The 26,785-nt window shown below is 60.7% G+C and carries 20 protein-coding genes, 1 pseudogene and 1 riboswitch; of the genes and pseudogenes, 14 read left to right on the top strand and 7 right to left on the bottom strand.

Features of this window, described 5'->3' with window-relative positions; translation table 11 throughout:
* The first annotated feature begins 57 nt into the window (after positions 1-57).
* The 5 genes and pseudogenes from OEG84_RS13975 (at position 58) to OEG84_RS13950 (ending at position 7,738) form a co-directional block, all read left to right on the top strand.
* Positions 58-1,446: an aldehyde dehydrogenase family protein gene (locus OEG84_RS13975; protein ID WP_267654309.1), complete on the top strand. Its 1,389-nt coding sequence runs from the start codon at positions 58-60 to the stop codon at positions 1,444-1,446.
* Positions 1,443-2,588, top strand: a complete 1,146-nt coding sequence (locus tag OEG84_RS13970) for an iron-containing alcohol dehydrogenase (RefSeq protein ID WP_267654308.1) — start codon at positions 1,443-1,445, stop codon at positions 2,586-2,588. The genes OEG84_RS13975 and OEG84_RS13970 overlap by 4 nt, the downstream gene beginning before the upstream one ends.
* Positions 2,589-2,889: 301 nt before the next feature.
* Positions 2,890-3,634 (top strand): annotated as a pseudogene (locus tag OEG84_RS13960) (helix-turn-helix transcriptional regulator).
* Between the two features lie 87 nt (positions 3,635-3,721).
* Positions 3,722-7,180, top strand: a complete 3,459-nt coding sequence (gene pyc, locus OEG84_RS13955) for a pyruvate carboxylase (protein WP_267654305.1) — start codon at positions 3,722-3,724, stop codon at positions 7,178-7,180.
* Between the two features lie 153 nt (positions 7,181-7,333).
* A complete protein-coding gene (locus tag OEG84_RS13950; RefSeq protein WP_267654304.1) occupies positions 7,334-7,738 on the top strand; it encodes a hypothetical protein in 405 nt (134 codons plus the stop codon).
* A 4-nt stretch (positions 7,739-7,742) separates the two neighbouring features.
* Here the strand turns inward: OEG84_RS13950 and OEG84_RS13945 are convergent, their stop codons facing one another.
* Together OEG84_RS13945 and phaR are read right to left on the bottom strand one after the other, a co-directional pair.
* Positions 7,743-8,174 carry a GlcG/HbpS family heme-binding protein gene (locus OEG84_RS13945; protein ID WP_267654303.1) on the bottom strand — a complete coding sequence of 144 codons (432 nt, stop codon included), beginning with the start codon at positions 8,172-8,174 and terminating at the stop codon, positions 7,743-7,745.
* Between the two features lie 225 nt (positions 8,175-8,399).
* Positions 8,400-8,993, bottom strand: a complete 594-nt coding sequence (gene phaR / locus OEG84_RS13940) for a polyhydroxyalkanoate synthesis repressor PhaR (protein ID WP_267654302.1) — start codon at positions 8,991-8,993, stop codon at positions 8,400-8,402.
* A 256-nt stretch (positions 8,994-9,249) separates the two neighbouring features.
* On the opposite strand from phaR, the gene OEG84_RS13935 reads away from it, so the two are divergent.
* The 7 genes from OEG84_RS13935 (at position 9,250) to OEG84_RS13905 (ending at position 18,482) form a co-directional block, all read left to right on the top strand.
* Positions 9,250-10,425: an acetyl-CoA C-acetyltransferase gene (locus OEG84_RS13935; protein ID WP_267654301.1), complete on the top strand. Its 1,176-nt coding sequence runs from the start codon at positions 9,250-9,252 to the stop codon at positions 10,423-10,425.
* A gap of 32 nt (positions 10,426-10,457) precedes the next feature.
* A complete protein-coding gene (gene phbB / locus OEG84_RS13930; protein WP_267654300.1) occupies positions 10,458-11,183 on the top strand; it encodes an acetoacetyl-CoA reductase in 726 nt (241 codons plus the stop codon).
* An 879-nt stretch (positions 11,184-12,062) separates the two neighbouring features.
* Complete coding sequence (locus tag OEG84_RS13925) at positions 12,063-15,296, top strand: helicase-related protein (RefSeq protein ID WP_425602916.1); 3,234 nt, start codon at positions 12,063-12,065, stop codon at positions 15,294-15,296.
* Positions 15,297-15,307: 11 nt separating this feature from the next.
* A complete protein-coding gene (locus OEG84_RS13920) occupies positions 15,308-15,694 on the top strand; it encodes an RNA-binding S4 domain-containing protein (protein ID WP_267654298.1) in 387 nt (128 codons plus the stop codon).
* 278 nt (positions 15,695-15,972) lie between these two features.
* Positions 15,973-16,311 carry a ferredoxin FdxA gene (fdxA, locus tag OEG84_RS13915; protein ID WP_267654297.1) on the top strand — a complete coding sequence of 113 codons (339 nt, stop codon included), beginning with the start codon at positions 15,973-15,975 and terminating at the stop codon, positions 16,309-16,311.
* Positions 16,312-16,724: 413 nt separating this feature from the next.
* Positions 16,725-17,318 carry a CarD family transcriptional regulator gene (locus tag OEG84_RS13910; protein WP_267654296.1) on the top strand — a complete coding sequence of 198 codons (594 nt, stop codon included), beginning with the start codon at positions 16,725-16,727 and terminating at the stop codon, positions 17,316-17,318.
* Positions 17,319-17,618: 300 nt separating this feature from the next.
* The gene (locus OEG84_RS13905) at positions 17,619-18,482 is read left to right on the top strand and encodes an RNA polymerase factor sigma-32 (RefSeq protein ID WP_267654295.1); all 864 of its coding nucleotides are present in this window, start codon (positions 17,619-17,621) and stop codon (positions 18,480-18,482) included.
* 112 nt (positions 18,483-18,594) lie between these two features.
* On the opposite strand, the gene OEG84_RS13900 is transcribed toward OEG84_RS13905, so the two are convergent.
* The 4 genes from OEG84_RS13900 to thiB form a co-directional block, all read right to left on the bottom strand.
* The gene (locus OEG84_RS13900) at positions 18,595-20,064 is read right to left on the bottom strand and encodes a M48 family metalloprotease (RefSeq protein ID WP_267656186.1); all 1,470 of its coding nucleotides are present in this window, start codon (positions 20,062-20,064) and stop codon (positions 18,595-18,597) included.
* A 167-nt stretch (positions 20,065-20,231) separates the two neighbouring features.
* The gene (locus OEG84_RS13895) at positions 20,232-20,957 is read right to left on the bottom strand and encodes a thiamine ABC transporter ATP-binding protein (protein WP_267654294.1); all 726 of its coding nucleotides are present in this window, start codon (positions 20,955-20,957) and stop codon (positions 20,232-20,234) included.
* Positions 20,954-22,594: a thiamine/thiamine pyrophosphate ABC transporter permease gene (gene thiP / locus OEG84_RS13890; RefSeq protein WP_267654293.1), complete on the bottom strand. Its 1,641-nt coding sequence runs from the start codon at positions 22,592-22,594 to the stop codon at positions 20,954-20,956. Before thiP ends, OEG84_RS13895 begins: the two co-directional genes overlap by 4 nt.
* A 16-nt stretch (positions 22,595-22,610) precedes the next feature.
* Positions 22,611-23,621 (bottom strand): thiamine ABC transporter substrate binding subunit, encoded by a 1,011-nt coding sequence (gene thiB, locus OEG84_RS13885; protein ID WP_267654292.1) that lies wholly within the window; start codon positions 23,619-23,621, stop codon positions 22,611-22,613.
* Positions 23,622-23,659: 38 nt separating this feature from the next.
* Positions 23,660-23,768, bottom strand: a riboswitch (TPP riboswitch).
* Between the two features lie 64 nt (positions 23,769-23,832).
* Between thiB and OEG84_RS13880 the strand changes: the two genes are divergently transcribed.
* Positions 23,833-24,486 carry a thiamine diphosphokinase gene (locus OEG84_RS13880; RefSeq protein ID WP_267654291.1) on the top strand — a complete coding sequence of 218 codons (654 nt, stop codon included), beginning with the start codon at positions 23,833-23,835 and terminating at the stop codon, positions 24,484-24,486.
* A gap of 2 nt (positions 24,487-24,488) precedes the next feature.
* A complete protein-coding gene (locus OEG84_RS13875; RefSeq protein WP_267654290.1) occupies positions 24,489-26,315 on the top strand; it encodes an ABC-F family ATP-binding cassette domain-containing protein in 1,827 nt (608 codons plus the stop codon).
* A gap of 12 nt (positions 26,316-26,327) precedes the next feature.
* Here OEG84_RS13875 and OEG84_RS13870 read toward each other — a convergent pair whose 3' ends face one another.
* Positions 26,328-26,702 (bottom strand): hypothetical protein, encoded by a 375-nt coding sequence (locus tag OEG84_RS13870; protein WP_267654289.1) that lies wholly within the window; start codon positions 26,700-26,702, stop codon positions 26,328-26,330.
* Between the last annotated feature and the right edge of the window lie 83 nt (positions 26,703-26,785).

The following is a 26,785-nucleotide window of genomic DNA, read 5'->3' as shown; positions in this document are numbered from 1 at the left end:
GGCGGTGCGGATCGTTACCAGTCAGGCCGGCAGGCCATCTATTAGGAGTTCAATGCAATGAGCGTTTTGAAATGCATATCGCCGATCGATGGCTCGGTGTACGCCGAACGGCCGGTGATGGGCGTCGAGGAGGCCGCGTCTGCTGTGGCGCGGACCCGCAAGGCGCAAAAGGACTGGGCCCGCCGGCCGCTCGACGAGCGCATCGCGCTGGTCCGTGCTGGCGTTGCCCGGCTTCACGAGATGAACGATGAGGTGGTGCCGGAACTGGCCTGGATGATGGGTCGGCCGGTGCGCTATGGCGGCGAGTTCGGTGGCGTCAACGAGCGCGCTACCTATATGGCCGAGATTGCCGCGCGGGCGCTGGCGCCGATCGAGATCGAGAATTCGGCTCAGTTCGAACGCCGCATTGTCCGCGAGCCGCACGGCGTGGTGTTTGTGGTCGCACCCTGGAATTATCCCTACATGACGGCGATCAACACAGTTGCGCCGGCGCTGATCGCCGGCAATACGGTGGTGCTCAAGCACGCCACGCAGACCTTGCTGGTTGGCGAACGCATGGCCCGCGCGTTCCGCGAGGCGGGCCTGCCGGAAGACGTGTTCATCAACCTGTTCCTCGATCATCCCGGAACAGAGAAGCTGATTTCAGCGGGAAGCTTCAATTTCATCAATTTCACCGGCTCGGTGGGTGGCGGCAAGGCAATCGAGCGGGCCGCGGCAGGAACCTTCACGGGGATAGGTCTTGAGCTTGGCGGCAAGGATCCCGGTTATGTAATGGAAGACGCCGATCTTGACTGGGCGGTCGATGTGCTGATGGATGGGGCGATGTTTAATGCCGGGCAATGCTGCTGCGGCATCGAACGGCTGTATATTGCCCGGCCACTCTATGACGCGTTTGTCGAAAAGGCCGCGGCCTGGGTGTCTTCTGGCCTCAAGCTCGGCAATCCGCTGGAACAGGACACCACCATCGGGCCTATGGCCAATGTCCGCTTCGCCAAAGAGGTCAGGGCACAGACGCAGGAAGCCATCGCCAGTGGCGCGCGCGGCCTGATCGATCCGAAACAGTTCCCCGCTGATGATGGTGGCGCCTACCTGATGCCACAGGTGCTGGTTGACGTGACCCACGACATGCGGGTGATGCGCGATGAAAGCTTCGGGCCGGTGGTCGGCATCATGCCGGTCGACAGCGATGAAGAAGCGCTGACGTTAATGAACGATTGCCAATTCGGCCTGACTGCCTCGCTGTGGACCAATGATGCCGAACGTGCGGCCCGCATCGGTGCCGAAATCGAAACCGGCACGGTGTTCATGAACCGGGCCGATTATCTCGATCCGGCATTGTGCTGGACCGGCTGCAAGGCCACCGGCCGCGGCGGTTCGCTGTCGGAAATCGGCTTTCACAACCTCACCCGTCCCAAATCCTACCACCTGAGAAAGAAATCCGCATGAGCCCGCGCGCCAACTGGTCCTATCCCACTGCAATTCGTTTTGGCGCCGGGCGCGTCTCGGAGCTGGCTGAAGCTTGCGCTGCAGCGGGCATGAAAAAGCCGTTGCTGGTTACCGACCGGGGACTGGCCTCGCTGCCGATTACCGCCAATGCGCTTGAACTTCTGGATGCCGCAGGCCTTGGACGGGCGATTTTTGCAGAGGTTGATCCGAACCCGAACGAGAAAAACCTCGAAGCCGGCGTTGCGGTGTTCAAGGCTGGTGGTCATGACGGTGTGATCGCCTTTGGTGGCGGTTCGGGGCTCGATCTTGGCAAGCTGATCGCGTTTCAGGCCGGGCAAACACGTCCGGTCTGGGATTTCGAGGATGTGGGTGATTGGTGGACCCGCGCCAATGGTGATGCCATCGCTCCGATCATTGCCGTGCCGACAACTGCGGGCACCGGCTCGGAAGTCGGCCGTGCGGGCGTGCTGACCAACTCGGTAACCCACGTCAAGAAGATCATTTTTCATCCCAAGTTGCTGCCTTCGGTTACCATCTGCGACCCGGAACTGACCGTTGGCATGCCGAAGATCATCACAGTGGGCACCGGCATGGACGCGTTCGCGCATTGCCTGGAGGCCTACTCGTCGCCGTTCTATCATCCGATGAGCCAGGGAATCGCGCTCGAAGGCATGCGGCTGGTCAAGGAAAACCTGCCGCTGGTGTTTGCTGATGGGTCCAATATCGACGCTCGCGCTGAAATGATGAGTGCGGCGGCGATGGGCGCGGTGGCTTTCCAGAAAGGCCTCGGCGCCATCCATGCGCTGTCGCACCCGATCGGTGCCGTCTATAACACCCACCACGGCATGACCAATGCCGTGGTGATGTCTCCGGTGCTGGTGATGAACCGGCCGGCGATCGAGGAGCGGATTGCACGGGCTTCGCACTATCTGGGAATTTCGGGCGGGTTTGACGGGTTTTACGATTTCGTGCTCGGCCTACGCGCCGATCTCGGTGTCCCCGACAAGCTGGCAGCACTTGGCGTTGGCCGTGACCGGATTGATGAAATGACTGAAATGGCGCTTGAAGATCCGAGCGCCGGCGGCAATCCGGTGACCATGACTGCAGAGAACACACGGGCCCTGTTTGAAGCCTGTATCTGAAGTTTTGCTGCTGCGCCGCGTGCCTTTCGGGCATGCGGCGCAGCTTGCGATGTATAGATTTGCCTTTCCCGAGCCGTCGCTGGTGTGCGGCAAATGCCGGAATGGCGTTGTTTTTTCACGATAATTCATTTTATGAGGCGTGCCTGAAAGGCGGATCCGCGCGAGACTTGCGCAAAACGCAATGGAGGGTTGCTATATGTGCAAGATTTCGGGTTACAATCGTTTCAAGAACGTGATTTGACTCACAGGCATCGCCGATTTCCGCGGGGGCCCGCGCAATCAGCTGCCAGCGGAGGAAGCCATGAACATGAACCCAGTTCTGCAGTTCCTGGAAGCCGAGAACCATGACGAGGACGATGCCGAGGCCATACGCGCGCGGCTTGCCCATGCCATTGGTGCGCTCGGATTCGATTTTTTCACGCTTGTGAGGCAACCGGGGCCCGAAAGCGATCTCGACAGGCATCATGCTGGCAGGCCAATGGCCGAAAGGCTGGCCCGAGCTTTATGTGAAGCGCAAATATGCCACCATTGATCCGATGGTCCGATATCTCGGGCATAGCCAGTGCGGGTTTCGTTGGCGTGAACCGATGCAGGCTTTTGAGTTTGATCCGCAGCGCAAGCGGATGGAACGGATGATGGTGGATGCGCGCCGTCACGGACTGGAAGACGGCTATGTGTTTCCGGTTCACGGCCGGCGCGGGCTGGTAGGGGTGTTGACGGTGGCCGGTCACAGCATTGATCTTTCGCCATCCGAAATGGCGATGATGGATGCCTTGGCCAAAAAGGCGTTCTGGGGACTGCTCGAGACACAGGATCCGGCCGCCCATCGACGGCTCAGCCGCCCGGTGGTGGTGCAGATGACCAAGCGCGAGATGGAGACGCTCGAATATCTCGGCCATGGTATGACCTCCAACGAGATGGGAGAGACGCTTGGCCTCTCGGCGCACACCATCGACTGGTACATGAACGGTATCCAGGAAAAATTGCAGGCCAAGAACCGGCACCATGTTGTGGCGATCGCATTCAGACTCGGGCTCATCTCTTAATTTGCACTGCAGCAAAACAGACGCTATTGAATGGGCGCGGGGTCGGGTTGGACCCCGATCCCTTCGCCCAAACCCGGGAGCCTGTTTGTGCCAATCTCCAAGATTCTTGTTGCCAACCGGTCTGAAATAGCCATTCGCGTGTTTCGCGCGGCCAATGAGTTGGGGCTGAAGACCGTCGCCATATGGGCGGAAGAAGACAAGCTCTCGCTACACCGGTTCAAGGCGGATGAATCCTATCAGGTCGGCCGCGGGCCACACCTGGCACACGACATGGGCCCTATTGAAAGCTATCTTTCGATTGAAGAGATCATCCGGGTGGCAAGATTGTCGGGGGCTGACGCGATCCACCCCGGATACGGGTTGTTGTCGGAGAGCCCGGAATTCGTCGACGCCTGCGAAGCTGCGGGTCTTACCTTCATCGGCCCGAAAGCTGACACCATGCGCCGGCTTGGCAACAAGGTGGCGGCGCGCAACCTTGCCATCGAGATCGATGTTCCGGTGGTGCCCGCGACCCAGCCGTTGCCTGATGACATGGATGAAGTCGCCCGGATGGCTGAGAAGATCGGTTACCCGATCATGCTGAAGGCTTCCTGGGGCGGCGGTGGTCGTGGGATGCGCGCCATTCGCGACCCCAAGGACCTTGCCCGTGAAGTGACCGAAGCCAAACGTGAAGCCATGGCTGCGTTCGGCAAGGACGAGGTTTACCTTGAAAAGCTGGTGGAGCGGGCCCGCCATGTCGAAAGCCAGATTCTGGGTGATACCCATGGCAACGCGGTTCATCTGTTCGAGCGCGACTGCTCGGTCCAGCGGCGCAACCAGAAGGTCGTCGAGCGCGCACCCGCGCCTTATCTGAGCGAAGCGCAGCGCCAGGAGCTGGCAACCTATTCGCTGAAAATCGCCAATGCCACCGGTTATATCGGTGCCGGTACGGTCGAATATCTGATGGATATCGATACGGGTGCGTTCTATTTCATCGAAGTCAATCCGCGCATCCAGGTCGAGCATACGGTCACTGAAGAAGTGACCGGCATCGATATCGTCAAGGCGCAGATCCATATTCTTGACGGCGAAGTGATCGGCACGCCAGAATCCGGGGTTCCGGCGCAGGCCGATATCCGCCTCAATGGTCACGCGCTGCAATGCCGGATTACCACCGAGGATCCGGAACAGAATTTCATTCCCGACTATGGCCGCATCACCGCCTATCGCGGCGCCACCGGCTTCGGCATCCGGCTTGATGGCGGCACCGCCTATTCAGGCGCGGTGATCACCCGGTTTTATGACCCGCTTCTCGAAAAGGTCACCGCTTGGGCGCCGACGGCGGAAGAGACCATTCGTCGGATGGACCGGGCGCTCAGGGAGTTCCGGATTCGTGGCGTGGCCACCAATCTGACCTTCCTGGAAGCCATCATCACGCACCCGAGCTTTCTCGACAACACCTATACGACACGGTTTATTGACACGACGCCGGAACTGTTCGAGCAGGTCAAGCGGCAGGACCGGGCCACCAAGCTTCTCACCTACCTTGCCGATGTCACGGTCAACGGACATCCCGAAACCAAAGGCCGGCCAATGCCGGTCGAGGATGCTGCAGCACCGCGTGTGCCCTTTGTCGAATCAGCCATCCCCGACGGCACCCAGCAGCGGCTCGATGCGCTTGGTCCGAAAGGCTTTGCCGAGTGGATGCGGGCGCAGACCCAGGTGCTGCTGACCGACACGACAATGCGCGACGGGCATCAGTCGCTGCTGGCGACGCGGATGCGCACGCACGACATCGCGTCGATTGCCGGCACCTATGCACGGGCCTTGCCGAACCTGCTGTCGCTGGAATGCTGGGGTGGGGCAACCTTCGATGTTTCCATGCGTTTTTTGACCGAAGGCCCGTGGGAGCGGCTTGATCTGGTACGCCAGGGTGCGCCCAACCTGCTTTTGCAAATGCTTTTGCGCGGCGCCAATGGTGTTGGCTACAAGAATTACCCCGACAACGTCGTCAAGCACTTCGTGCGCCAGGCGGCGCAGGGCGGCATCGGCCTGTTCCGGGTGTTCGACTGCCTCAACTGGGTGGAAAACATGCGGGTGTCGATGGATGCCGTATGCGCGGAAGACAAGCTTTGCGAAGCGGCGATCTGCTATACCGGCGACATCCTCAATTCGGCGCGGCCGAAATATGATCTGAAATATTACACAGGGCTTGCCACCGAGCTCGAAAAAGCCGGCGCGCATATCATCGCGGTCAAGGACATGGCCGGTCTGCTAAAGCCGGCGGCAGCGCGGCAATTGTTTACCGCCTTGCGTGATGCCACCGACCTGCCGATCCATTTCCACACCCATGACACGTCCGGTATCTCGGCGGCCACGGTGCTGGCGGCGATCGATAGCGGGGTCGACGCGGTCGACGCGGCGATGGACGCGCTGTCGGGGAACACTTCGCAGCCTTGTCTCGGCTCGATCGCCGAGGCGCTACGCGGCGATGAGCGCGATCCCGGCCTCGATCCAGAATGGATTCGCCGGATTTCGTTTTACTGGGAGGCCGTCCGCAACCAGTATGCCGCTTTTGAGAGCGACCTCAAAGGACCGGCGTCGGAAGTCTATCTGCACGAAATGCCCGGCGGGCAGTTTACCAACCTCAAGGAGCAGGCGCGCTCACTGGGGCTTGAAACCCGTTGGCACGAAGTGGCACAGGCCTATGCTGACGCCAACCAGATGTTCGGTGATATCGTCAAGGTGACACCTTCCTCGAAGGTGGTTGGCGACATGGCGCTGATGATGGTCAGCCAGGATCTGAGCGTCGGCGACGTCGAAAACCCGGAAAAGGACGTCTCCTTTCCCGAATCGGTGGTCTCGATGATGCGCGGCGATCTGGGGCAGCCGCCCTCCGGCTGGCCGGAGGCTCTGCAAAGCAAGGTGCTGAAGGGCGAAGAGGCCTATACGGCGCGACCCGGATCATTGCTGGCCGCAGCCGACCTCGACGCCGAGCGCAACGAGATCGAGACCAAGCTGGAGCGGAAGATCAGCGAAAACGAATTTGCTTCGTACCTGATGTATCCCAAGGTGTTTACCGATTTCGCGCTGGTCAGCGAGACCTATGGGCCAGTGAGCATGCTGCCGACGCCAGCCTATTTTTACGGCATTTCGGTTGGTGGCGAATTGTTGGTCGAGATCGAGAAAGGCAAGACGCTGGTGATCCAGAACCTTGCCCAGAGCGAGCCCGACGATAAGGGCCTGGTTACGGTGTTCTTTGAACTCAACGGCCAGCCACGGCGGATCAAGGTGCCGGACCGGGCACATGGCGCATCGGGATCTGCGGCGCGGCGCAAGGCGGAACTCGGCAATGACGCCCATGTCGCGGCCCCGATGCCGGGCGTGATCTCGACGGTGGCGGTGGCCCAGGGTCAGAAAATCAAGGCCGGGGACGTGCTGGTGTCGATCGAGGCGATGAAGATGGAAACGGCCATCCATGCCGAGCGCGATGGCACGCTGGCAGAAGTTCTGGTCAAGACCGGGGATCAGATCGACGCCAAGGATCTGCTGGTGGTTTACGCCTGAGTTAAACCGCGGGCGCGTGCCTGTGGGTTTCGATGCCCGGCTTCGGGCTTGCGCCGGGGCTGATGATTTCGCAATGTCGCAATGCGTCTCTTGCGCGCGCCTGGCTCCATCGGGGCCGGGTGCGCCTTATCTGCCACCACGAGGATATATCCCATGCTTGCCGCCATTCCGCTGATGATCGTGCCACTGGTGCTCTACAATCTTGTCATGCTGGGAATCGTCGGCGGCGGTATTGCCGGGCTGGGTTCTACCGTCACCTCGATGTCGATGATGTCGGGGGCAACCTGGACCATGAGTCTGGGTGACCTGCTGATTGTCATCGCGCTGGGGCTGTTGTTCATCGAAGTGCTGAAAGCAACCCGTACCGGCGCCTGGTCAGTGATCGATCACATGCTGTCGATGTTTGTTTTCGTGGCGTTTCTGGTCGAGTTTCTGCTCGTGCGGGATGCCGCCACCCAGGTGTTTTTCATCCTGATGGTGACGGCTCTAATCGACGTGATCGCCGGTTTTTCCGTCGCTATCCGCTCGGCCGGCCGCGATGTTTCCATCGGTCTGTAGTGGTTCAGCCGCCGTCGGCGGTTAAGCCTGCGGCTTCGATGCCGGTAATGGCGCAGATCTCGTCATTATCGGATGAATCTCCGGTGATTCCGACCGCGCCGATGATGGCGCTCTTGCGGTCGCGGACCAGAACACCGCCCGGGACGGCAACGATTTTGCCGCCGGAGACCGCCGACAGCCCCTCGAGGAAATGCGGCCGGGTTTCAGCCTGGGCGTTGAGCCAGCGCGAGCCGGCGCCAACGGCCAGCGCGCCATAGGCTTTGCCGCTGGCTATTTCAAAGCGCATCATCGAGGCGCCGTCCTGGCGTTGAAACGCCTTGGGGTGGCCGCCTGCGTCCAGCACGACAACGCTCAGCGGTTTGAGATCCAGTTCCTTGCCCTTGGCGAGCGCCGCTGTGATGATCTTGAGCGACTTGGCGAGCGTAAGGTCGGTCATGGTGCATACCTCTCATGAAATCGTTGGAAAAATCGAAACAGGTATACGCATCAAAGCGGCGGGGACGCCAGTTATCTGTTCGGAATATGAGGCGGGAAGCTGCTATCGGAATAGCGATACAATCGGCCGAGCTAAGGCCGGACGCGTCGGGTTGGGGCGCAGGTGGCGCAGCCGAAGCGGCGCTGCCACTCCGGGTACGGCGCTGCTTGGAGAAGCGCGTACCGCTTAATTGCCGATCGAGTTGATCTTGTCCTGCAAGGCCTTGAGTTGCGCTTTCAGATCGTCGATGTCCTTGGACGTGTCAGACTTCTTCTGGCTGTCCTCGGGCTCGCCCGAATGACCCAACGCAAACGGCGAAAACATCTGCATCGCCTTCTGGAACATCTCGGTGTTGCGGCGCACCTGGTCCTCGACCAGCTGCAACGGTAGCTGGATGTTGGGCGCCATCGGATTGTTGCCATTGGTGCTGGCGAGCTGGGCGCGCATCTGTTCCTGCTGGTCGGTCAGCGCCGACATCGAATGTTCGAGATAGCTTGGCACCACCATCTGCAGTTGGTCACCGTAAAACGAGATCAGTTGCCGCAGGAAGGATACCGGCAGCAGAGTATTGCCGGTTTTGGATTCCTGCTCGAAAATGATCTGGGTGAGAACCGAATGGGTAATGTCGTCGCCGCTCTTGGCGTCCAGAACCGAAAAATCCTCGCCCTTCTTGACCATCACCGCGAGGTCATCGAGCGTCACATAGGTGCTCGTCCCGGTATTGTAGAGACGGCGATTGGCATATTTCTTGATTGTTACCGGGCCACTGTTTTTTGCCATCTTCGCTCTCCTTCAAGGTCCTGTTGGACCCAGGATCTTGATCCTGAATGTCATAGTTTGAACAGGACTGTAGGCGAAAATGCCTTGGAATGACAATTCCTTTGTGCATTGCGGTGAATGCGGCCTTCCGCAGGTCATACAATAGTTTTGATTATATCGATTGCGCCGTGTTTTTTGCAGTGCGATATTTGACAGCCGGATCAAGCTCCGTCACGTTCGATCCAGCCTCACACTTTCAGATGACAGGAATTTCGTCATGAGCTCAATCGTTATCGCCAGCGCCGCCCGTACCCCCGTTGGGTCCTTCAACGGCGCATTCGCAAATGTCTCCGCCCACGCGCTTGGCGCGGCCGCGATCAAGGCGGCGCTCGAACGCGCCGGCGTTGATGGTGCCGATGTCGACGAAGTCATCATGGGGCAGGTGCTGCCCGCGGGCGAAGGCCAGAACCCGGCGCGCCAGGCGGCGATGGCGGCTGGCATCCCGCAGGAAACCACTGCCTGGGGGCTCAACCAGCTGTGCGGTTCGGGCCTGCGCGCGGTCGCGCTCGGCATGCAGCAGATCGCCATGGGCGATGCCAAGATCATAGTCGCCGGCGGGCAGGAATCCATGTCGATGGCGCCGCATTGCGCGCATCTGCGCGCTGGTACCAAGATGGGCGACGTCAAGTTTACCGATACCATGCTGAGCGACGGCCTAACCGATGCGTTCTACGGCTACCATATGGGCGTGACTGCCGAAAACATCGCCAAGAAATGGCAGCTCAGCCGCGAGCAGCAGGACACTTTCGCCGTGGCTTCGCAGAACAAGGCGGAAGCCGCCCAGAAGGCAGGCCGGTTCGCCGACGAGATCGTTCCGTTTGTGATCAAGGGCCGCAAGGGCGATGTCACCGTTGAGCATGACGAGTACATCAAGGCCGGCACCACGATCGATGGCGTCGGCAAGCTGCGCCCGGCCTTCGACAAGGAAGGCACGGTAACCGCCGCCAACGCCTCGGGGTTGAACGATGGTGCTGGTGCTGTGGTGCTGATGAGTGCCGAGGAAGCCAAGAAGCGTGGTATCGAGCCGCTGGCGCGGATTGTCTCATGGGCAACCGCTGGCGTCGATCCGCAGATCATGGGCACAGGCCCGATCCCGGCTTCGCGCAAGGCCCTTGAAAAGGCAGGCTGGAGTGTCGGCGATCTAGACCTGGTCGAGGCCAACGAAGCCTTTGCCGCGCAGGCCTGCGCGGTCAACAAGGAACTCGGTTGGGACGAGGCGATCGTTAACGTCAATGGCGGCGCGATTGCCATTGGTCATCCGATCGGCGCTTCCGGCGCACGCATTCTCAACACTTTGCTGTTCGAAATGAAGCGCCGCGGCGCCAAGAAAGGCCTGGCGACGCTGTGCATCGGTGGCGGCATGGGTGTGGCCATGTGTGTCGAACGCGACTGAATACATAATCATAACAATCTGGGAGGATCGGCATGAGTAAAGTAGCAATCGTGACGGGAGGGTCACGGGGCATTGGGGCGGCGATTTCAGTGGCCTTGAAAGCGGCCGGGTATACGGTCGCCGCCAATTATGCTGGCAATGACGAGGCGGCTGCGAAATTCACCGCGGAAACCGGGATCAAGGCCTTCAAATGGTCGGTCGCCGATTACGACGCTTGCGTCGCCGGCATTGCCCAGGTGGAAGCCGATCTCGGCCCGGTGGCGGTGCTGGTCAACAATGCAGGCATCACCCGCGACGGGATGTTTCACAAGATGACGCCGCAGATGTGGAACGAAGTGATTTCCACCAATCTGTCAGGCCTGTTCAACATGACCAACCCGGTGTGGAGCGGCATGCGCGAACGCAAGTTCGGCCGTGTTATCAACATCTCCTCGATCAATGGCCAGAAGGGCCAGGCGGGACAGGTCAATTATTCGGCAGCCAAGGCCGGAGACATCGGCTTTACGCGGGCGCTGGCCCAGGAAGGCGCGCGCGCAGGCATCACGGTCAACGCCATTTGCCCCGGCTATATCGGCACCGACATGGTCAAGGCCATCGACGAGAAGGTACTCAAGGAGCGCATCATCCCGCAGATTCCGGTGGGCCGGCTTGGCGAGCCCGAGGAAATCGCCCGCGCGGTGGTGTTCCTGGCGGCCGACGACGCCGGTTTCATCACTGGATCGACGATCTCGGCCAATGGCGGTCAGTATTTCAGCTGATCAAGCCATTGATCCTGCCACGACAACAAACGGCTCCTTCGGGGGCCGTTTTCATTTGCGCCCGCCGCGTATCTCGAAGTGAGCCGGACAAAGGTTAATTCTGGCACGAATTTTCGGATGCGGAATGGGGCTGCGGCGCCGGAAATGGTGCCCAGGGAACGCAGTTCCTACCAGATTTTGCGGTGAACAAACGGCCAACGCCCGCAAATCGCTGATTCGTTCCGCTGCTGTTCTGAAAGTTAACGTGGCGGGTTGAGCTGTTGTTGCGTGTACACGCGAACCGTCTGGAAAGATTAATCAATTCCTAACGAAATGGTGCCGGAGGGAAGCCGATGGTTTGGCAAAAGTTAACAGTGGCGGCCCATTTGACGTGGTTCGGCGAACAGGCGGTTCTGTATCTGGTAGGGGATTGTGCCGTTGTTGCGACATGTTGGGGTGAACAAACAGAGAAACAAGTCAGGTAGGTGATTCGTCGCCGATTCGTTCCGGCGCTGTTCCGAAAGTTAACACGGGATCGAAAATGCCAGTGATTTCGTTAGGGATCTGTTTGGAATAATTAATGAAATATGAAGTCGAGCAAATTGCCGAATAATCCGGTTGCGGTGCCGGAGCGGCTGGATGCAAAGGTTAACAGCCACCCCGATATTCGCGTAGGTTGTTGCCGTGCTGATTCAGCATCTAGTGCGATCCGCGGTCGGTTTTCCCATATGTTGCGGTGAACAAAAGCAGAATATGGATGAGTCATTGATTCGTCGCTGGTTTGTTCCGTCACTGTTCCCCTGGTTAACGCGGCGGCCGTGATGGGAACGGATTTTAGCACTGTTTCGAACCTGCCAATGTGCTAGGACGAAGCTTGTACTGATCCTGAAACGGACGATGATGCCCGCTTCCCGCAGCCACCCTCCCGAACCGCTGATTCTGTCTGGCCGCGGCGTTACTGCCGTGCTTGGGCCGACCAACACCGGCAAGACCCATTATGCGATCGAGCGCATGGCCGCGCATTCCTCCGGGGTGATCGGCTTGCCGCTGAGGCTTTTGGCGCGCGAAGTCTATGGCCGCATGGTCGACAAGGTCGGTGCGCAGCATGTCTCTCTGGTCACCGGCGAGGAAAAGATCACCCCGCCGGGCGCGCGCTATTCGGTCTGCACAGTGGAGGCGATGCCGCAGCAGACTGACGCCGCCTTTGTGGCTATCGATGAGGTGCAGATTGCCGGCGACTTGGAGCGCGGGCACGTGTTTACCGACCGGATCCTGTCGTTGCGCGGTCGCGAGGAGACATTGCTGCTGGGGTCTGCCACCGTTCGCGGGATCCTCGAACACCTGTTGCCAGGGATCACCATCGTCGAGCGGCCAAGGCTGTCGGAACTGCACTATGCCGGTTCGAAGAAGATCACCCGGCTGCCGCGGCGCTCGGCGATCGTTGCGTTTTCCGCCGACGAGGTCTACGCCATCGCCGAACTGGTGCGCCGCCAGCGTGGCGGGGCTGCGGTGGTGCTGGGCGCGCTGAGCCCGCGCACCCGAAACGCCCAGGTCGAGCTCTACCAGAATGGTGATGTCGACTACCTGGTCGCTACCGACGCAATCGGCATGGGGCTCAATCTCGATGTCGATCACGTCGCCTTCGCCCAGGAGCGCAAATTCGACGGCTATTCCTACCGGCAACTGACCGCGTCGGAGTTCGGGCAGATCGCCGGCCGTGCCGGACGGCATCTGCGCGATGGCACCTTCGGCGTCACCGGCCAGGTCAATCCATTGGCCGATGATCTGGTGCAGCGGCTGGAAAGCCACGTATTCGAACCGGTCAAGATTCTGCAGTGGCGCTCCAAGCAACTGGATTTTTCCAGCCTGCAGACATTGCAGGCGAGCTTGGAACAGGTTCCGGCGCTCCAGGGGCTGACACGGGCGCTGCCGACGGTCGATCAGCGGGCACTTGAACATCTGGTTAATGATTTCGAAGTTCGTGACCTCGCCAGCACGCCGGGCAATGTTGCCACCTTGTGGGATGTTTGCGCTTTGCCCGATTACCGGCGTATCGCACCGGCCCAACACGCCGATCTGATCGCCACGATCTATGGCGATCTGATACGCCGCGGAGCCGTCAACGAGGATTTTCTTGCCGAACAGGTGCGCCGAACCGATTCTACCGATGGCGAAATCGACACTTTGTCGGCGCGGATTTCACAGATCCGAACCTGGACATATATCTCAAATCGGCCCAATTGGCTTGCCGATCCGACACACTGGCAGGAAAAGACTCGCGAAATTGAAGATCGATTGTCAGATGCACTGCATGAAAGGTTGACGAAACGCTTCGTTGACCGCAGGACATCTGTGCTCATGAGGCGCCTGAGAGAGAATTCTATGCTCGAAGCAGAAATTAGTGTGAATGGTGATGTTTTCGTAGAAGGTCACCTGATTGGACAATTAGCCGGATTCCGGTTCGTGGCTGACACCTCGGCGGAAGGTACCGACGCCAAGGCGGTCAGTGCGGCCGCGCAAAAGGCGTTGGCGCTGGAGTACGAGGCGCGGGCAGCACGGCTGCACGCTTCGGGCAATTCCGATTTCGCCATTGGCGCGGACGGCACGGTGCGCTGGCTCGGTGATCCGGTGGCGAAGTTGGCCGCCGGCGACCATGTGCTCAAACCGCGGGCGATCCTGCTTGCCGACGAACAACTGAGCGGTGCTGCGCGCGATTTCGTTGCTGCGCGCATCGACCGGTTTGTCAATCATCATATCGCCACCGTGCTCAAGCCTCTCGATGATCTGGCTCGGGCGGAAGATCTTGACGGTCTGGCGCGGGGGCTGGCTTTCCGGCTGGCTGAAAGCCTCGGCATTCTGTTCCGTCGCGACGTTACCGACATGATCAAGGATCTTGACCAGTCGGCGCGCGCAAGCCTGCGCAAATATGGCATCCGCTTCGGGGCCTATCATATTTTCATGCCGGCCTTGCTGAAGCCGGCGCCGGCCGAACTGGTGACGCTGTTGTGGGCGCTGGTCAATGATGGCTTCACAAAGCCGGGCTATGGTGATGTGACGCCGCTATTGGCTGCTGGTCGCACCTCGGTTGCCACTGATCCGGCGATTGATCGCGAGTTCTACCGGCTGGCCGGTTTCCGGTTCCTGGGAAAACGCGCCGTGCGGGTCGACATTCTGGAGCGTCTGGCCGATCTGATCCGTCCGGCACTGCAGTGGAACCCGGGAGCTGCTGGCGCGCGGCCGGAAGCGGCTTATGACGGTCGACGTTTCATCACTACAACCGGCATGCTGTCGATCCTGGGCGCTACCCAGGACGATATCGAGGAAATCCTCAAGGGGCTTGGCTATCGTGCCGATGAGGTTCCGGCCGAAGCGGCGCAAGCTCACATCGCCGCCCTTGAAGCGGCTCAGGTCAACACTGTAGGCGGCGACAGCAAGGGGCCGGTGGTCGAGGTCGTAGTTTCACGTACGGCCGCAGAGCGCCCGCTGAAGCCCACCGCATCGGTTGAAGGCGACGCACCTGCTGTGGCGGAAGATGCGAAGCCGACTGGGGTGTTCGAGGCGATCGTGCCGGCTGAAACATCCGAGGCCGCGGCGGAGATTACGCCCGCAGCCGCTGAGACCGGCGATGCGGATGTGAAAACCTCGACGGATGAAGCAGTCGCGGCAAACGGCGATCAGGCCGAGCCCGTGGCCGCTGCGGTTGAATCCGATGCGGTAAAGGCTGATGCTCCCGCTGGCGCAGAAACCGAGGCTGATGAAGCCGAAACACCACGCCCGGTGCTGTTGTGGCGCCCTGGTGGGCAACGGGGAGCGCGCCCAGGCGCCGGTGAAGGCCGGGGTAGGCGTGATGGCGGCAATCGCGGTGCGCGTGGTGGCGAGAAGACCGGCGCTACGGATGGTGATGCGGGCGGTGAAGGCCGCCCCAACCGTGGCCACCGAGGCAAGCCCGGTCCTCACGGCAAGGGTGGCAAGCCGGGTGGCGGCAAGGGCGGTTACGGCAAGGCTGGCGCAGGCAAGGTTGGTGAGGGCCATCGCGCGCCGCGGACCGAGCGCCCGCCACAACGGGAAAAGCCGATTGACCCGGATTCACCGTTTGCTGCTCTGGCGGCCTTGCGTGACAAGCTGAAAAAATAGGCCGGGCCTGAATGAATCAACCGGCGCGCCTGCGAATCGACAAATGGTTGTTTTTCGCGCGCGTGCTCAAATCCCGGACCCTTGCCGGCAAGTTTGTTGCCGGTGGCAATGTGCGGGTCAACAGCGAAAAGATCGATCAGCCGAGTCTTTCGGTCAAGCCGGGGGACGTGCTGACGATTTCGTTGGAGCGCCGTATCCTGGTGCTCAGAATCGTTGCCTGCGGCCATCGGCGCGGTCCCGCGCCGGAAGCCCAGGCGCTGTATGATGACCTCACGCCCGCGCCGAGCGAAACACAAAAGATCAATGCCGTGGGCCAGAGGGAACCCGGCGCCGGCCGTCCGACCAAACGTGACCGGCGGGTAATCGACCGGTTTCTCCAGTCAGATGCAGACGATTGACCGCTGCGGCCCGATCGCGCGCGGGGTGTGCCTTGTTTGCGAATGGCTGACGATTTGTCGCACATGGCGGGCGTCTGTCGCGGTGCGGCAAATTGGTGGCGCTGGAAGTCTTGCAAAGCGTGCTTAAAGCCGGTACCTCACCGCCGTTGTTCATGAATGCGTCTCGCATTGGAATAATTTTCCTTGAGCCAAAACGCGGTTGCATGAATACACAGTGACGGTGCGGCATTCGCCCAATTGCACGAACGCGCAGCGCGTCAAAACGCCAGGAGATACAGATGACCTATGTGGTGACCGACAATTGCATCCGCTGCAAATACATGGATTGCGTTGAAGTCTGCCCTGTGGACTGCTTCTACGAGGGCGACAACATGTTGGTCATTCACCCCGATGAATGCATCGATTGCGGCGTTTGCGAGCCGGAATGTCCGGCCGAGGCCATCAAGCCCGATACCGAGCCGGGGCTTGAGAAATGGCTTGAGGTCAACACCGAATTCGCCGATAAATGGCCCAACATTACAATCAAGCGCGACCCGCCTGCCGACGCCAAGGATTTTGACGGTACGCCTGCCAAGTTCGAAAAGTACTTTTCGGCGGAGCCCGGCGAGGGCGACTGATCACGCCATTTGATGTTGCTTTGCAGCAATTTGACTGTTGCGTTGCATCATGGAGGACGATTGCCGACATCGATGATGATGGGCGGCAGCGACGTGCGCGCGCAAATCGTTGATTTCCGTCATATTTTGTGATAGGTTTCGTCTTACTGACATCTTCAAGGCGCCGTCGGGGCGAAACAAGAAGCAAAAACGGAAGTAAACGTCCTTACCAACGGCGACCGACCTCCTCTCAGCGCAAGTGCTGGCGGAACGGCACTCGCCGCGCGACGTTTGTCCAATTCGTCCGTTTTGCCGGTTTTGCCCGCGTCGTGGTTTTGTTAGGGCATACGCCCCCCGGCGTGCGCAGGACCTGTCCGGACAAACCATGTCCGTGCTCCAGTGTCCGGTTCCGTAACAGGGAGTTTTGAAAACGCATGACAACCCAGCAGAAAAAGCCTTCACAGAGACAGGGTTTCAAGACCGGTGAAGCGATTGTTTATCCGGCTCACGGCGTTGGCCAGATTGTCGCCATTGAAGAACAGGAAGTGGCGGGTCACAAGCTTGAGCTTTTTGTGATCGATTTCGAAAAGGACAAGATGCGGCTCAAGGTGCCGGTCGCCAAGGCTTCAACCATCGGTATGCGCAAACTGTCGGAAACCGACTTTGTTGAGCGCGCATTGAAGGTTGTGCAGGGTCGCGCCCGCGTCAAGCGCACCATGTGGTCGCGCCGTGCGCAGGAATATGATGCCAAGATCAATTCCGGCGATCTGATTTCGATCGCAGAAGTCGTTCGCGATCTGTATCGGGCCGAAAACCAGCCGGAACAGTCGTATTCCGAACGTCAGCTTTATGAAGCAGCGCTCGACCGGATGGCGCGTGAACTCGGGGCCGTCAACAAGATGTCGGACACCGAGGCGGTTCGTCTGATCGAGACCAACCTCAACAAGGGCCCCAAGCGTGGCAAGGCCAGTGACGAGGAAGCCGCTCAGGACGGCGCGCAAGATGGCGCCCAGGAAGAAGCTGCGTAACAGCTTCCCACAGCAGTCTTTCAAGGCCCGGGCCGCATGCAGCGACCCGGGCCTTTTTTATGCTGCTTCATTCGATCAATAGGACGACGCTCTGATTGGAACCTTCGGCTCTGTCATCCGTTGAGTTACACGCGCAGACCGTAACGAGATTGGTTGATTGCGGCGTATTCGGTCTGCATCCATCGCAGGGCATGGAACCAGGGCAGGAAGTGCAATCACGGTGATGTCATTGGTCTTGATGATCCGAAGTCCGGTTAGGCGCGTAATATGAATAGGACATAAGATCGAAAGGAGGGTGTCATGACAGCGACTTCCGCAAACCGGCAAATGGTACGCGCGGCAATGGCTGCTCCCTATCTCGAACGTGAGGAGGAACATGACCTCGCCGTGGCCTGGAAAGACCACAGGGATCAGGATGCACTCCACAAGATCACCATGGCGCATATGCGGCTGGTTATTTCCATGGCGTCGAAATTCCGCAATTTCGCCCTTCCGATGAGCGATCTCGTGCAGGAAGGATATGTCGGGTTGCTGGAAGCAGCGGCCCGGTTCGATCCGGAACGCGAAGTCCGCTTTTCCACCTATGCCAGTTGGTGGATCCGGGCATCGATTCAGGATTACATTCTGCGCAACTGGTCCATCGTTCGTGGCGGCACCAGCTCGGCTCAGAAATCGCTGTTTTTCAACCTGCGGCGATTGAGGGCGCGGCTGGCCCAAGGCGACCCGACTCTGACCGAAAGCGCCATCCATACGCAGATCGCCGGCACGCTTGGCGTCAAGGCCAAGGATGTTGCCGTGATGGACGCGCGTCTTTCAGGGTCGGATTCGTCACTCAACGCGCCGATATCGGACGGCGAAGGCGGCGCGTCTTCGGATCGGATGGACTTCCTCAAGAGCGACGAACCGCTGCCCGATGAGCAGGTGTCGACAATCATTGACGAGGAACGGCGCAGCATCTGGCTTGGAGACGCACTCAACACGCTGAATCCGCGCGAGCTGAGAATCATTCGCGAGCGTAGGCTGGCTGAAGACGGGGCAACGCTGGAATCGCTGGGCACGGCGCTTGGCATTTCCAAGGAACGGGTCCGGCAGATCGAAAACCGCGCGCTGGAAAAACTCCGGGCGGTGCTTTCGACCCAGACACCGGAAATTGCCAGTCTGTAGAATGGTCTGGTCAGCCATGACGGGGTGACACTTTGCCGGCAGGCAAAGCGCGCCAAATCAGGAACCCGCGCGGAGGAGCTTGCGCTCGCTGCCGACTTGGCGGGCGCCCCTCTTACTGGTCGGTGACGATCTTGATCCGTTGTCCGGGCTTGATGGTCTGGCCGGGTGATAACGCGTTGAGCAGCCTGAACAGCTCGACCTTGCGCATCCGTGCTGACAGCGAGGTGAGCGTGTCGCCCGCAGACGCTGTTACAATGCGGATGCGCAGCGGCTTGAGTGCCTTGATCTCGCTTGACGACATCTTGCGGAACCCGGAGCGGATGATCGAGGCGGTCGCGGCGAGATCACTGCTGCCGCGTGGTGCGGCGGTGAGGAACCGGTAAATCCGGTCCTTGATGCGGATCACGGTGATGTCGAAATCCCATTTATCGGCACTTGCCTTGGCGGTAGCCGCCGGCAGGCCGCCGATGCGGGTTTGACGTATAGAGCTTTCATCAAGACCGGTGACCCAGCCGCTGGCGATGTAGGTTGCCAGCGATTGCCGGCTTTTGTCGGTGACGCCATCAAAGCGGATTGCCAGATCGCGTGGCCCGGTGGCCAACACCGCCTCGGCCTGGTTGTCGATCCGGAAACCCTCGGGCACAGCAAACCGAACACCTAGCACCGGATGCAGGAATTCATTGCCGCGCACATAGCCTTCATTGGGGCTATCGCCGAACAACAACCCGTCGATACCGTCGAGGTAGTAGTCACGGCCGCGGTCGCCGACGCCTTCCTGGCCGAAGGCGCGCGCGTGATTTTTGGCCAGTTCCACCCGTTGCGGAGGGTTGGGGTGGCTGGCGAGAAAGTCGAGGCTGGCGTCGGCTTCAGGATCGACGGCGCCAAAACGCTGGTTGGCGTTCATCGATTCGAGGAACCGGGCGGCGGCAAACGGATCGTAGCCGGCCTCGCCGAGCATCCTTACCCCGATGACATCGGCCTGAAGTTCCTGGTTGCGCGAGAACGCCGCGAGCGAGAGCTTGCCCCGGGCGAGTACCTGCCGTCCGGCGAGTGAGTCGGAAAACAGCTCCTCGGCCACCTGGCCCGCGAGTTCGACTTCCTGTTCGCGGCGTTGCCGTTCGATGCCGTGATTGGCCGTAACATGGGCCATTTCGTGAGACAGAACGGCGGCAACTTCGGATGCGTCGTTGGCGAGCGCCAACAGTCCTCTTGTCACATACAGATAGCCGCCGGGCAGCGCGAAGGCGTTGACGGCGGGCGAATTGAGCACGGTGATACGATAGGCCTGCTGCGGGTTTTCCGACACCAGTGTGAGCGCGCCGACAATGCGGGCGACCAGCCGCTCGGTCTTGGCGTCGCGGAATTCGCCACCGTAACTGGCGATGATGCGCGGATGCTGATCGGCGCCAATGCGAGTTCGCGGATCGCTCGCACCGGCCTTCTCGGCCGTTTGTGGCGCATCCGAGGGCTTCAGGCTGGGTTCGTAGACGTCGACACCAAGGGTCTGGCAGCCCGACAACAGCAACGCGGCGCCGAGCACGGCCAGAGCCAGCCGGGGCGTTCTCCTGCCAGGGGCAGTCATGGTCAAAAGTGGGCTTGGGTTCTTGGCCATTGTCCGCGTCTGTTTTCGGTTGAGCTATGCCGGGACGGAGGCTGGGGAGCATCAGGAACCGGGGCGGTTCCACGGTTTAGCTTACTTCGCGGCGCTTCTCCAGTGGCAAACCTGCGCGACCAAATTGTGGCGGAAGCTCAGTTTCCGCTCTGACGACCGAGATAGGCCTCGAGATCGGGCAGATCGCGGCGTTCAAAAAAGCCCTGTGCCGGATCATCGGCGGCGATACGCCCCTTGTGGATGAACAACACTTCGTCTGCGGCCGCACGGGCCTCGTCGGGGTCGTGGGTGACCATCAACACGGTAGCGCCGACTTCGGCGCGGATGTCGAGCATCAGACCGAGCATGTCGGCGGCCAGACCCGGGCCGAGACCATCAAATGGTTCATCAAGCAGCAGCAGCGGGCGGCGACGGGCGAAGGCACGGGCAAGGGCAACACGTTGGCGTTCGCCGCCTGAGAGCGTGGAAGGCATCCGCCGCCCGAAGCCGGGCAACCCGACCCGGTCGAGCGCTGCTTCGACCTGTGCCCAAGCACTGGCGTCGAGCCGCAGTGCCGGATCGAGGCCGATGCCGATATTGGTTCGTATGTCGAGATGGGCAAACAGGTTGTTGTCCTGGAACACCATGGAAATGCCGCGTTCGGACGGCGGCAGATCGTTGACCCGGCGGCCCTCGATCCGAATTTCGCCGGAGCGCGGGGTGAGAAACCCGGCGGCGAGATTGAGCAGCGTCGACTTGCCGGCGCCGGAAGGCCCGAGAATGGCCGTCACCGTACCGGGGGCGCGGGCAAATGAGAATTCGGCGCTGAGATCGCCGATTCCATAGGCCACATGAGCGAAATCGATGGCTGGGCTTGTGGTCATGGTTGCTGGGTCCCGCCGCGGTTGCCGAGCCGGTCGGCGATGAAGATAAGCACCATTGTGGCGATTCCCAGGAGTAGCGCCAGCCCGGCGGCGTCGGTGGTGCGGTAACTGCCGAGCTTCTGGTAGAGCAGCCATGGCAAGGTGATGATGCGATCGCTGCCAAACAGGGCGATGGCGCCGAGATCACCCAGTGACAGCGCCAAGGCAAAGGCAAACCCGGTCGCCAACGGCAGCAGCATCGCCTTCAGGTCGATCTGCCTTATGCGGTTAATGCCGGTGATGCCGAGTGACAGCGCCAGCTGGCTGTTGCGCGCCATGGCGGTATTATAGGCGGGCTCGATCACCCGCATGACGAAGGGAAGGGCCATCAGCGCGTTGATGGTGACGATCGCGGTGAGCGGTGCAACGAGTTGCCCGGCGCCGCCGCCGAGCATCAGGAACCAGCCGGCGCCCAGCACCACCGGCGGCACCAGCAGCGTCAGTGATCCGGCAGCGCCCCACATTGCGGACAACAAACGGAGGCCTGACAACCGGCGTGGCGCTGGTGCGGACGTCGGGGCGTTGGCCGAATGTCGGGCTCGCACCATCAGGCTTGAGAGCAACAGGGCCAGCACTGCCGAAGCGATGCCGATGCCGAGGCTGGTTGCGGTTGCCCGCCAGAAAATCGCGTCGGAAAGCAGGCGCGGCAGATCCGCCACCAGTCCGGCGCCGATCACGGCAAGCATCGGCGCTGCCACGAAAATGACCGCGAGCAGGATCAGAGCCGCATCGGCAATTGCGTGCACGCCGCCGCGGACATCGGGCCGGTGGGCGCTGCCACCCTTGGTATTGCCGGGATCGGCCGGCGCGGAAACAAGCTTGAGGCCTGCCATGATGGTCAGCGTCAGGACGATCTGGATAGTCGACAAGAGCACCGCCCGGCCGGGATCGAAATCGAACCGCAGCGCCTGGTAGATCGCCACTTCCAGCGTTGTCGCCCGCGGCCCGCCACCAAGCACCAGAACGAGTGTGAACGAGGTGGCGCAGAGCATGAAGACCAGACCCGCGGCGCCGGCAATCGACCCGCGCATTGCCGGCCATTCGACCAGCCGGAACAGGCTGAATCCGCCCATGCCGAGGTTGGCGGCGGTCTTCCAGTATTCCCGCGGCAGCCGTTCAAGGCCGGGCAGGATCAAGCGGGTGGCGAGCGGCAGGTTGAAAAACACATGCGCCAGCAATATGCCGCCCAGGCCGTAAATCGAGAAGGGAGTTTGTGCGCCGAGATAACCCAGGGCGGTGTTGGCAACACCGTTGCGGCCCCAGATCTCGATCAGGCCAAGGGCAGCCACCAGTGGCGGCAGGCCGAGAGGCAGGGTGAAGAGGATGATCAACCAGCGCCGTCCCGGGAAAACCGGGCGACGGGCCAGTGCACGTGCCAGCGGAACCGCGAAGACGACACTGAGCAGGGACGAAAGACCTGCCTGCAACAAGGTGAAGCGGGTGATCCGGTAGAGATAGCTGCCCTGACTGGTGCCGGCATCGCTGCTTAGGCCATAGGAGACGAGCACGATGATCGGCAAGGCCAGAGCCAGGCCGATGACAGCGAGGGCGGCAATGCCGCCGGCCCTCGCTGCGCGGTGTTCAGCCCGGGTCAGCATCAAAGCTGCACCCTGCTCAGCGACTCATGGCGGCAAGCCACTCGTCAATCCAGGCGGCACGGTTGGCGGCGACCTCGTCGGGCGCATAGAGGAAGGACTTGGCAGGCGACACCAACTTGCTGAAGGCTTCCGGCAATGCCACGTCGATCGCCGCGGCCGGCATCATCCAGTTGTTGGTGGGGATCTCGTTCTGAAAGCCCGGCGTCATCATGAAGGCAAGGAACTCGCGCGCCAGATCCTTGTCGGGGGCGTTGGCTAGCATTCCTGCCACTTCGATCTGCAGATAATGACCTTCGGAGAATTCGGCAGCCTGATAGCGGCCGGTCTTTTCTACTACCATATGGTAGGCTGGCGAAGTGGTATAGGACAGCACCATCGGCGCCTCGCCCGAGGTGAACAGACCATAAGCTTCGGACCAACCCGGGGTGACGGTGAGCACGCGCTTGCTCAGCTTCTGCCAGGCCGCAGCGGCATCATTGCCATAGACCGACTTGACCCAGAGCAGCAGCCCGAGCCCCGGTGTCGAGGTGCGGGGGTCCTGGATGACGATTTTCTGCGCGGGATCACCTTCAACCAGTTGCTTGAGGCTGGTCGGCGGCGTTTCGATTGCCTCGCTGTCGTAAACCACGGCGAAATGGCCATAATCATAGGGGATGAAGGTGTCATCGCTGAAGTCGCGGGGGACCGAAATGGCCGCGGTGTCGAGGCCATGGACTTCGAACAGGCCGGTCGCCTTGGCGTCAGTGATAAGGTTGGTGTCGAGGCCGAGCACAATGCCGGCTTCGGCCTTGGCGCCCTCGAGCTTGAGCCGGTTGAGCAGCGCCACGCCATCGGCCACGCCAACCCATTTGAGATCGCAGCCGCATTCGGCCTCGAACGCCGCCTCGATCTTGGGACCGGGACCCCATTCGGCGATGAAGCTTTCATAGGTGTAGACAGTCAGCGATTTGTCTGCGCCGGCCGCGGGATTGGCAGCAAGGGGGAGAGCCGTCGCAAGGGCAGCCGCGAGAAACCATGATTTGCGCATTGATCGCGCCTCCTTTTGTTCAAAAAACAGGAATAGGCGCGTGGAGCACGTCTAATCCCTCCGCCGGTACAAACCGGATCAGGTTCTTCGGGTTGGCTGTCAGGCCTCTCAGCACGGTTTTGACGCCGGGCACCCCGTTAGAGCGAGACAAGACATAGAATTTCTTCCTGACGCTGGCAAGTGGGCGCAAAGCTGCTATTGGCTGTCCGCGATGAGAGCTGATTTGACATTTGCGATCCTGCTGGGCGGTGCGCTCGAGATTGACGACCGGGTTCTTGACCTGGTCCGAGGCGCGCGGGCGATCGCCGCCGATGGCGGGATGATCCATGCCCGGGCGCTGGGGCTGACGCCGGAACTGTGGGTTGGTGATTTCGATTCTGCCGATGACGCGTTGCTGGCGCGCCATGGCGATGTGCCGCGGCTGCCGTTCGCTGCGGCCAAGGACCTGACCGATGGCGAGATCGCGGTTGAACAGGCAATCGAGCGCGGTGCGCAGCGGCTGGTTATGGTCGGGGCACTGGCTGGCGAACGCAGCGATCACGCGCTTGCGCATCTTTTCCAGGCTGTCGCTCTTGGCGAACGCGGATATGACGTGGTGCTGACATCGGGCACAGAAGAGGCTGTTCCTCTGCGCCTGGAAGAGCGCGTGCTGGATTTGCCCGTCGGATCGCTGTTTTCGGTGATTGCGCTCGGCGCACTAACTGGTCTGAGCCTATCGGGTGTGAAATACCCGCTGGAAAAGGCTGACATTCCATTTGCCGCATCGCGCACCATATCCAATGTCGCTATGGGCGCGGTTACCGTCAGCCTCGAATCCGGGCGCGCGCTTTTGCTCGCCCGTCCTCATGATTTAACCGGAGCTTGAGCATGGCACCGCCAATTCTCAAACTTGATGATATTTGCCTGTCGTTCGGCGGCGACCCGCTGCTTGATGGTGTCCAGCTGCAGGTCGAGCCGGGCGAGCGGATCTGCCTTGTCGGGCGTAACGGCTCGGGCAAGTCGACGCTGCTCAAGATTGCCGCGGGGCAGGTTGAGCCGCAATCGGGCGAGATCTTCCGGCATCCGTCGGCAACCATCCGCTATCTGCCGCAGGCGCCGGATTTCGAAGGTTTCGCGACGGTTCAGGCCTATGCGGAAGCAGGGCTGGGACCAAATGACGATGTGCACCGGGTCAACTACCTGCTCGAACACCTGGGTCTTGATGGCGACGCCGATCCGCAGACATTGTCGGGCGGCGAGGCGCGACGGGCGGCGCTGGCACGGGTGCTGGCGCCGGAGCCTGATATCCTGCTTCTCGATGAGCCGACCAACCATCTCGACCTGCCGACGATCGAATGGCTGGAAGAGGAATTGTTGCGCAGCCGCAGCGCAATGCTGGTGATTTCGCATGACCGGCGGTTTCTCGAGCGCGTCAGCCGGGCAACGGTCTGGCTCGACCGGGGACGGTCGCTGAGACTTGACCGCGGGTTTGAACATTTTGAAGCCTGGCGCGATTCCGTGCTCGAAAACGAAGAGCTCGAGCAGCACAAGTTGGGACGTCAAATCGAGCGTGAAGAACACTGGTTGCGCTATGGCGTGACCGCGCGACGCAAGCGCAACATGCGGCGGCTGTCTGACCTCAAGACCATGCGTGCCGAGCATCGTGGCCACAAGGGCCCGCAAGGGCGGATCAACGCACAGGTTGCCGAGGGTCGCGATTCGGGCAAGCTGGTAATCGAGGCGGAAAATATATCCAAGAGTTATGGCGGAGCGCCGGTGGTGCGCGATGTCTCGATGCGGATCAATCGCGGCGACTGCATCGGTATTGTTGGTCCGAACGGCGCCGGCAAAACAACCTTGCTGAAGATGCTGATCGGGGAACTCAAGACCGATACCGGTTTTGTGCGACACGGCTCAAAGCTCGATATCGCCGTGCTCGACCAGCGCCGCGAAGTACTCAATCCGGAAGAGACGCTGGCGCATTATCTCACCGATGGGCGCGGTGACAATCTTCTGGTCAACGGCGAAGCCAAGCATGTTACGGGTTACATGAAGGATTTCCTGTTCCAGCCGGAGCAGGCGCGCACACCGATCCGCAATCTGTCGGGCGGCGAAAAGGCCCGGCTGGTGCTGGCGCGAATTCTGGCGCGCCCATCAAACCTGCTGATCCTTGACGAGCCGACCAACGACCTCGACATGGAAACGCTGGACCTGTTGCAGGAGGTGGTTTCATCCTATCCCGGCACCGTGATCCTGGTCAGCCATGACCGTGATTTTCTCGACCGTACTGTGACATCGACGCTGGCGCCGGCCGACCAGGCCAATCCGGACGGACGCTGGATCGCCTATGCCGGTGGTTACACCGACATGCTGGCCCAGCGCGGCGAGGAAGCGCGCGAGAAAAAGGCAAAACAGGCTCAGGAGGCGGGCCGCACGTCCGCTGGTTCAAAGCCCGCTGCGCCTGCGCGCGAAAATGCGCGCAAGCTGTCCTACAAGCAGAAATTTGCGCTTGAATCATTGCCCGGCAAGATCGCCGCCGGGCAAGAAAAACTTGCGAAAATCGAGGCCGAAATGGCCGATCCGGCGCTATTTGCCAAGGACCCCGACGGGTTTTCCGCCCGCGCCAAGGCGCACCTGGCGCTGAAAGCCGAGATCGAGGCGCTGGAAGGCGAATGGATGGAACTCGAAATGCTGCGCGAGGAAATCGAGGGTTGAAAAGCGGGCGGCCTATTTTGCCTCTTCCACCGACGCAACCACGAATGTGTGCAGCTCATCTTCACCGTGATCGCGGATCGACACATACTCGCCCGGTTTGAAGACGTGGTTGGAGAACCGGAAACCGGTTTCATCGTCGTCATCTCTGTCGGGTTCATAGTCGATAATCCAGCCACCTTTGGGGTGGTGAACAAGATAGCCGAGTTCGGACCGTTCGCCGTCCCAGAAGCGGGTGACGGTGGCTGATGACGGCGATTTCTCCCAGGCCGCCTGGTCAAGATGGCCATCTGCGTCGAGCGGGGCATGAATGTCGTAGCCGCGATGCTGGTTGCCTTCGGGAAAATCCTTGTTGCGGGCCATGGTCAGGTGAATGTGGTAGAGCGTCATATTGGTCTCCAGTCGATTGGCTTTTTCCGGGTCAGGTCTATCGTGTGCCGACCGTGATCGATCCGCATTGATCTGGCGCAAGT

Source organism: Hoeflea algicola (assembly GCF_026619415.1).
Taxonomy (GTDB): domain Bacteria; phylum Pseudomonadota; class Alphaproteobacteria; order Rhizobiales; family Rhizobiaceae; genus Hoeflea; species Hoeflea algicola.
Note: the sequence above shows the minus strand (reverse complement) of the source record. Positions and strands in the feature narration are given on the sequence as shown.

What these genes read in the sequence shown, in the direction of transcription:
- OEG84_RS13875 (WP_267654290.1), top strand. Translation starts at nt 24,489, where the DNA reads ATGGCACCGCCAATTCTCAAACTTGATGATATTTGCCTGTCGTTCGGC.
- OEG84_RS13945 (WP_267654303.1), bottom strand. Translation starts at nt 8,174, where the DNA reads ATGACCGACCTTACGCTCGCCAAGTCGCTCAAGATCATCACAGCGGCG.
- OEG84_RS13900 (WP_267656186.1), bottom strand. Translation starts at nt 20,064, where the DNA reads ATGACTGCCCCTGGCAGGAGAACGCCCCGGCTGGCTCTGGCCGTGCTC.
- OEG84_RS13910 (WP_267654296.1), top strand. Translation starts at nt 16,725, where the DNA reads ATGACAACCCAGCAGAAAAAGCCTTCACAGAGACAGGGTTTCAAGACC.
- OEG84_RS13870 (WP_267654289.1), bottom strand. Translation starts at nt 26,702, where the DNA reads ATGACGCTCTACCACATTCACCTGACCATGGCCCGCAACAAGGATTTT.
- OEG84_RS13880 (WP_267654291.1), top strand. Translation starts at nt 23,833, where the DNA reads ATGAGAGCTGATTTGACATTTGCGATCCTGCTGGGCGGTGCGCTCGAG.
- OEG84_RS13950 (WP_267654304.1), top strand. Translation starts at nt 7,334, where the DNA reads ATGCTTGCCGCCATTCCGCTGATGATCGTGCCACTGGTGCTCTACAAT.
- OEG84_RS13935 (WP_267654301.1), top strand. Translation starts at nt 9,250, where the DNA reads ATGAGCTCAATCGTTATCGCCAGCGCCGCCCGTACCCCCGTTGGGTCC.
- phaR (WP_267654302.1), bottom strand. Translation starts at nt 8,993, where the DNA reads ATGGCAAAAAACAGTGGCCCGGTAACAATCAAGAAATATGCCAATCGC.
- thiP (WP_267654293.1), bottom strand. Translation starts at nt 22,594, where the DNA reads ATGCTGACCCGGGCTGAACACCGCGCAGCGAGGGCCGGCGGCATTGCC.
- phbB (WP_267654300.1), top strand. Translation starts at nt 10,458, where the DNA reads ATGAGTAAAGTAGCAATCGTGACGGGAGGGTCACGGGGCATTGGGGCG.
- OEG84_RS13970 (WP_267654308.1), top strand. Translation starts at nt 1,443, where the DNA reads ATGAGCCCGCGCGCCAACTGGTCCTATCCCACTGCAATTCGTTTTGGC.
- OEG84_RS13895 (WP_267654294.1), bottom strand. Translation starts at nt 20,957, where the DNA reads ATGACCACAAGCCCAGCCATCGATTTCGCTCATGTGGCCTATGGAATC.
- thiB (WP_267654292.1), bottom strand. Translation starts at nt 23,621, where the DNA reads ATGCGCAAATCATGGTTTCTCGCGGCTGCCCTTGCGACGGCTCTCCCC.
- fdxA (WP_267654297.1), top strand. Translation starts at nt 15,973, where the DNA reads ATGACCTATGTGGTGACCGACAATTGCATCCGCTGCAAATACATGGAT.
- OEG84_RS13905 (WP_267654295.1), top strand. Translation starts at nt 17,619, where the DNA reads ATGACAGCGACTTCCGCAAACCGGCAAATGGTACGCGCGGCAATGGCT.
- OEG84_RS13920 (WP_267654298.1), top strand. Translation starts at nt 15,308, where the DNA reads ATGAATCAACCGGCGCGCCTGCGAATCGACAAATGGTTGTTTTTCGCG.
- OEG84_RS13925 (WP_425602916.1), top strand. Translation starts at nt 12,063, where the DNA reads ATGCCCGCTTCCCGCAGCCACCCTCCCGAACCGCTGATTCTGTCTGGC.
- OEG84_RS13975 (WP_267654309.1), top strand. Translation starts at nt 58, where the DNA reads ATGAGCGTTTTGAAATGCATATCGCCGATCGATGGCTCGGTGTACGCC.